This window comes from Pseudoclavibacter sp. RFBJ3, from assembly GCF_002931375.1.
Lineage (GTDB): Bacteria > Actinomycetota > Actinomycetes > Actinomycetales > Microbacteriaceae > Pseudoclavibacter.
Genome location: NZ_PSXZ01000017.1, coordinates 22,387 through 29,020, shown reverse-complemented (window position 1 = coordinate 29,020; position 6,634 = coordinate 22,387). Strand labels below are relative to the sequence as shown.

At 67.0% G+C, this 6,634-nt stretch carries 4 protein-coding genes and 1 pseudogene; 1 reads left to right on the top strand and 4 read right to left on the bottom strand.

What is annotated here, in order from left to right; genetic code table 11:
- Together C5E07_RS16755 and C5E07_RS16750 are read right to left on the bottom strand one after the other, a co-directional pair.
- Positions 1 to 354 (bottom strand): annotated as a pseudogene (locus C5E07_RS16755) (ribulokinase); the annotation flags it as partial.
- A gap of 105 nt (positions 355 to 459) precedes the next feature.
- A complete protein-coding gene (locus tag C5E07_RS16750; protein WP_104300893.1) occupies positions 460 to 1,467 on the bottom strand; it encodes a LacI family DNA-binding transcriptional regulator in 1,008 nt (335 codons plus the stop codon).
- Between the two features lie 91 nt (positions 1,468 to 1,558).
- Here C5E07_RS16750 and C5E07_RS16745 point away from each other — a divergent pair, with 91 nt between their 5' ends.
- Positions 1,559 to 2,545 (top strand): LacI family DNA-binding transcriptional regulator, encoded by a 987-nt coding sequence (locus C5E07_RS16745; RefSeq protein ID WP_146080631.1) that lies wholly within the window; start codon positions 1,559 to 1,561, stop codon positions 2,543 to 2,545.
- A gap of 46 nt (positions 2,546 to 2,591) precedes the next feature.
- On the opposite strand, the gene C5E07_RS16740 is transcribed toward C5E07_RS16745, so the two are convergent.
- A complete protein-coding gene (locus C5E07_RS16740; protein WP_104300889.1) occupies positions 2,592 to 5,000 on the bottom strand; it encodes a glycoside hydrolase family 2 TIM barrel-domain containing protein in 2,409 nt (802 codons plus the stop codon).
- A gap of 44 nt (positions 5,001 to 5,044) precedes the next feature.
- Positions 5,045 to 6,517, bottom strand: coding sequence for an MFS transporter (locus C5E07_RS16735; RefSeq protein WP_104300886.1), 1,473 nt, complete (start codon positions 6,515 to 6,517; stop codon positions 5,045 to 5,047).
- Between the last annotated feature and the right edge of the window lie 117 nt (positions 6,518 to 6,634).

The window sequence follows — 6,634 nt, the reverse complement described above, 5'->3', positions numbered from 1 at the left end:
CGGGGTGCCGTCGGCGAGCGTCGGCACCATGGTGCAGGCCGTGAAGTCGGTGCCGATGCCGATGACATCCGCCGCGTCGATGCCAGCGTCTGCGATGGCAGCCGGCACGGCGACCTTGAGGACGTCGACGTAGTCGCTCGGCACCTGCAGCGCCCACTCGGGCGGGAGCTGCTCACCCGTCGCCGGGAGCCGCTCGTCGACCACGGCGTGCGGGTACGCGAGCTCGCCGACGCCGAGTTCGGCGCCGTCACGCACCCGGACGACGACCGCCCGGCCGGAGAGTGTGCCGTAGTCGACGCCGATGACGTAGGTCTCGCGCTCTGATGCTTCGCGCGTTTCGGTTGGCTCGCTCATCGTCGGCAGGTCTCCTTTGGCTGTGCCTCGAGGTTAATGTGATCGATCACATCATGCAGACGAGACTACGACATGAACCCGGAAAAAGGAACCGGGAACGCGCTCTCAGCGAGGGGCGGGGCCTGCAGACGCGCGAACCACCAACGACAGCTCAGTCGTTGCACTCGCCTCCCCGGCATCCAGCAGCTGCTCGACGCAACGGCGACCAGCAACCGAGAAGTCCTGCCGGATCGTGGTGAGCGGTGGCCAGAAATGCGCCGCTTCCGGGATGTCGTCGAAGCCGATGAGGCTCACTTGGTGCGGTACGTCCACGCCGAGTTCGTGCGCAGCGTGCAGCACGCCGAGGGCGAGTTGATCGTTCGAGCAGAAGATCGCGGTCGCTTCGGAGGCGAGCAGTTCGCGGCCGATCTCGTAACCGGCCGCTGGGCTCCAGGCCCCGGCGTCGACATGACGGGGCGTCAGCGCGCGCTCGGTCATCGCGTGCTCGTAGCCGTGGAGGCGCGAGGTCGCGTCGAGCCAGTCGCTGGGTCCCGCGAGGTGCACGATCCTGGTGTGGCCGAGCTCGAGGAGGTGCGCGGTCGCGAGCTGCGCCCCGCGGAACTGGTCGACTGCGACCTCCACGCCGTCGAGCGTCTCGCGGTTCTGCACCGTCACGAAGGGGATGCTCGTGTGCGTCGACTGCAGCGCCTCGAGCACCCTGGTCTGCGGGGCGACCGCGACGATGCCCTCGACCGCGAGCTCGGCGAGGCTCGCGAGGGCCGCATCCACCGAGGTCGGCGACAGCTCGTCGGCGTACTCGATGATCGTGCTGTAGCCGCGGGAGCGGGCGGCCTCGGTGATCGCGGAGATGCTCGACGCCGGTCCGAACTCGCCCTTCGATGTCGAGATGACGCCGAGCGTGCGGCTGCGCTTCGACGACAGGGTGCGGGCCGCGAGGTTCGGGCGGTAGTCGAGCTCGCGCATCGCATCCAGCACCTTCGCGCGCGTCGTCTCGCGCACGCTCGGGTGGTTGTTGAGCACGCGGGAGACCGTCTGGTGCGAGACCCCGGCCGTCTTCGCGACGTCGAAGACGCTCGCGGCACGAACTGCGACGGGGCGCTCTTGGGCTGGCATGGGGTGATTATCTCTGAAGGGTGGCGGTGTTGCGACCGTGTGCCTGGCCGAGTGCGCCTGCGTGGTGGTCACCATCCGACACAATGGGCTGATGGCGACTGACTCCATCTCGGACAAACCCGCGACCAGCTTCGACGTGGCGCGCCTCGCGGGAGTCTCGCGCTCGACGGTGAGCAACATCCTGAACGGAAAGGTCGAGCGCTTCCCGGAGGCGACGAGGGAACGCGTGCTGGAAGCGGCACGGGAGCTTCGCTATCAGCCCTCTCCGGCCGGGAGATCTCTGGTGATGGGCAAGTCGGGCACGGTCGTGGTGCTCGTGCCGAACGCGACCTTCGGCAGCAACCTCCAGGATGCCGTGGAGTCGGTCGTGCAGCGCACGCGAGCGATCGGCGGCAACGTCGTCGTGCGGTTCGCGACGCAATCTCCGGGCGGTTCGGTCGCGGCCGTCCAGGCGCTCCAACCGCTCGCGGTCGTCGACCTCGGCGTCCTGAGCAGTACCGAGTCGGGGGAGCTCACGGCGGCGGGCGTGCTGGTTGTCCCCGCTGACCGCGATTCGTCCGTGGTGAGCGATGGCGGCGTCGCTCGCTTGCAGATCGACGAACTGCTGCGTCGCGGGCCACGGCAGTTGTGGTTCGCTGCCATCTCCGATGCGCGGAGCGACCCCTATGGACCGTCGCGGCTCGCGGTGCTTGAGCAGCACAGCCGTGAGCGCGGGCTGTCCGCGCCCAAATTCGTGCGTGTGTCGGTGACCCGCGAGGGCGGGACGGCGGCCGTCGCCGAGATCATGAGCGGTGGAGCCCCCGCAGCCGTCGCCTGCTACAACGACGACGTCGCCCTGGCGCTGCTCGCCGGCGCTCGGGAACGCAGCGTCTCGGTGCCGGCCGAGATGTCTGTCATCGGCGTCGACGACACGACGACCGGGGCTCTCTGGTCGCCCGCGCTCTCCAGTGTCCGAACGACCTGGGAGCCGCTCGTCGAGGCCCTGGCACGCGAACTCGAAGAGCGCCTCGGGGCCGACGTCGGCCCCGCCCCGCGCGCATTCGCCCCGTTCGAGGTGATCACGCGAGAGACCACCTGACGCGTGACCCGCGCGCGAGCGCTCGCGACCGCGCGCGGGTCCATCTCTACCGCGCGGCCAGCTGCAGTGTCACGGCCTCCGCATCGTCTGCGCTGATCGTGACCGTGATGGGCCCCGGTCCTGTCGGGCGGATGATCGCCTGCAGGCGGCCGTCGAAGGTCGCGTGCGTCTGCGCGTCGAAGCGCTCGGTGTTGTCCGGCTTCCCGCTGCCGAGCGCCACGAGTCGGGCGCCCTCGACCCGCACGGAGACCTGTCGCAGTTCTGACGTGGCGAGGACGCCGTCCGCATCCCGCAGCTCGATGTCGACGTAGGCGAGGTCGCCTCCGTCGGCGTCGAGCGTGCTCCGGTCTGTTGACGCGCTGAGGGCCGTGACGCCGGCGTGTGACCGCAGCGACACGGACTCGGTGCGCTCGCCGTCGACGATGGCGAACGCCTCGATGGTTCCCCGCTCGTATGGCAGGTCGAAGATCGCTCGAAAGCGGTTCTCCGGCCCGGCTTGCGCCGTGCCGACCGACCTCCCATTCACCACGAGCTCGACGCTCTCAGACGGGGAGTACACCTCCACCTGCATCGGTGTCTGCTCGTCGACCGACCAATCCCAGCTGGCGATCGATTCTGACCAGGCCCACTGCCCGGGGCGGACGTCGCGACCCACAGCCTCAGGGCGCAGCACTGCGAGGTACGGAGTCGTCCGGAGGCCGAACACGATCTCTCGGTAATAGGAAGCGGGTCGGCGGAAGCCGGTCAGATCGAGGTCGCCGCACCAGGCGGTCAGCCACGGGAACGGCGCCTCGAACCGCGGCTGCTCGTCGAGGAACGGGTTCCGGCCGATCCCCACCTCGCCCAGGTAATCCCATCCGGTCCAGGTGAAATCGCCGAGGACATGGTCGTGCTCCTGCACGAGCTTCCAGTTGCGGTCGATGTTCGGGGGGAACGTCTCCGTGCCGATGATGACGCGATTCGGGAACAGCTCCTTGTCCAGCTCGTAGCGGGAGTCGCCATAGTTCAGGCCGGCGGCGTCCAGCACGCCGAAGGACTCCTCCGTGGCCTTCGTGACGAGCTCGGATGCGTTGACCTGGTTCATCATCTCGCCGGCACCGTTGACCCCGCCTTCTGGTTCCGCGTTCTGGCTCCGGCTCTTCATCAGCGGCAGCAGCGTGGGAAGCGTCGAGACGAATCCGTTGACCCCGTTGGTGATGAAACGCGTGCCGTCGAGCTCGCGCACTTTCTCCGAAAGCCGGCGCCCCCACTCGGAGCCGACCGGGTTGCCCGTGTCGGGAATCTCGTTGCCGATCGAGTAGAAGATGACACTCGGGTGGTTGAAGTCCTTCGCGACGAACGCCTCGATGTCCCGTTCCCACCACTCTGGGAAGGACAGGGAGTAGTCGAACGACGACTTGCTCTCGGTCCAGACGTCGAAGGTCTCGTCCATGACCAGCATGCCGAGCCGGTCGCAGGCATCCAGGAGGGCGGAGCTGGCGGGGTTGTGGGACATGCGGATGGCATTGAAGCCGGCGTTCTTCAGAAGTTCGATCTTCCGCTCCTCCGCTCGCCGGATCGCGGCGGCGCCCAGCAGGCCGTTGTCGTGATGGATGCACGCGCCCCGAAGCTTCGTCGCGACTCCGTTGATGCGGAGCCCGAAGACGGGGTCGAGCTGCAGCCGCCGTACCCCGAAGGTCGTGCTTCGCGAGTCGACCTCGGTGCCGCCGTCGACAAGCGTCGTCACGGCGGTGTAGAGGTGGGGAGTGTCCACGCTCCAGAGGGTGGGATCCGTGATGTGGAGGCGCAACCGGGCCGTCGCAGCAGCTCCGGCACGAAGGGTCGTGGGCGTCGTTCCGGAAGCGACGAGCGCACCCTGCCCGTCCCGGATCTCTGTGCTCACGACCGGGGTCGCCCGATTCGGTGAGTGGTTCTCGAGTGGCACCGCCAGCTCGACGATCGACCGGTCCGCGTCGATGTCCGGCGTCGTGACTTGGGGTCCCGAGTCCGCGATCTTCACGAGGTCCGTGACGATCAGCGTCACGTCGCGGTAAAGGCCCGCCCCCGCGTACCAACGAGAGTCGTCGTGGGAGCGCACCTCGACCCGGATGGTGTTGTCGGTGCCGTACTCGAGGTGGTCGTCCAGGTCGACGGTGAACGCCGAGTACCCGAACGGTCGCTGGCCGGCATAGGCATTGTTGATGAACACGACCGCGTCACGGTAGGCGCCCTGGAACTCGACCGAGACACGCTTCCCCCGGTATTCGGTGGGCACCTCGAAGCTCTTCGAGTACTCGTAGGTTCCGCTCGGGAAGTAGGCGTTCTTGCCCGAGTTGGCCGCGGATCGCTGCTCGCCGAAGAGCGCGTCGTGCGGCAGGTCGACCTCCACCCCCTCGGAGCCGGCACCGCCGATCTGCGCGAAGATGCTGGTCTTGGGCTTCACGGTCCAGCCGCGGTTGAAGGGTTCTCGTGCCATGTGCTGGCCTGCTCTCTCGTGAGGGTTCTGGTGGACGTGCGCGGTCAGTTCTGCGGGATGCGGATCGCGCCCGTACGCCGCAGACGCAGGTCTTCGGACATACCCGGCTGGTAGCGATCGATGTTGAGGAAGATCGCGATGACGAACTGCAGGGCGTAGACGATGAGTGGCAGCCCCAGGAAGAGGAAGATCTCCATGTCGATCGCCGACTGGAGCTGCGTGGCAGCCGCGCCGTCGTACTGGCTTGCCGCGAGCAGCCAGCCGACGAGCGCCGCTCCGACACCCGCGCCGAGGTTCTGGCCAGCCGTCGCGGCCGAGTACGTCATCGCATCCACTCGAACGCCCGTGCGCCATTCCCCATAGTCGACGATGTCGGCGACGAGCGCGAAGAGAGCCGCGGATACAGGGATGGTGCCGATCGAACGGACGACGCTGCCCGCGATGACCATCGTGAAGTTCGTCGGGTCGATGAGCGCGATCCCGAGCCCGACGACAGCCAGCGCAGAGCCGACGAGGAAGGGCAGGCGCTTGCCGAAGCGAGCTGTGATCGTCGGCATGAACCACATGCCGATGAGCAGTGGGCCCATCGTGGCGAGGCTGAAGAAGCTGTAGAGGCTGGGGTCGCCGAGCACGTCCTTGGCGAAGTAGATGCCGACGCTGCCGACACCGGAGGCGAGGAACTGGGTGAAGAAGAGAGCGAAGCCCAGGTAGAAGTACTTGTTCTTGAGCAGGATGCGGATGAGCTCGAGCACGGAGCGCGATGAGCTGCGGTCGGCTTCGACTGTGGTGGTGACACGTTCTTTCGTGCCGAGGAACACGACGATGAAGGTGATGGCAGCGATGGCGGCGTAGATCGCGACGGTGATCGACCAGCCGGTCTGGCCCCCGCCGAACCGTCCGATCAGCGGGATGGTGAAGAAGTTCACCAGGAGCGTGGCGAGGAGGGCGGCGAACGTTCGCATGACGGTCAGCGAGACGCGCGTCTTGCCGTCAGAGGTGATGACGGAGAGGAGCGTGTGATAGGCGAGGTTCGAGCCCGTGTAGCCGATCGCGAGGCACAGGAAGTAGAAGACGAAGGCGTAGATCTCCTGACCCGTCGAGCTCAAGCCGGCCGGCACGTTGAAGAGGCCGACGAACGCGAGCGTCACGATCGGTGTGCTGAGCAGGATCCAGGGGCGCGCCTTGCCCCAGCGGGTCTGCGTCTTGTCGATGAGCGTGCCGACGACGAGATCCATCGTGCCGTCGAGCACTCGGCCGAGCAGGATGATCGTGCCGGCGATGGCGGCGCCGATGCCGACGGTGTCCGTGAAGTAGAAGAGCACGAATGAGGAGACCGTGGCGAAGATGAGGTTTCCGCCGATATCACCCGTGGCGTAGGAGATGCGTTCGCGCAGGCGCACGGGCGTTTCTTCCACTACGTCCGCGACGGGGGCGTTGACTGCGTCGGAGATGGGCGCGCTGCCGACAGCTGCGCGCACATCACCTGCCGCGGCTTCTGGTTCGGGATGCGACGTCATGTTGACTCCTTCGTCAAATGGTTCTGCTGGCCCTGACTTGGATCGTTGTCTGCTTGGCAGACTGATTGTGATCGATCACATCAAGGGAGTTGGTGACACGTGTGACCAAACTAGATG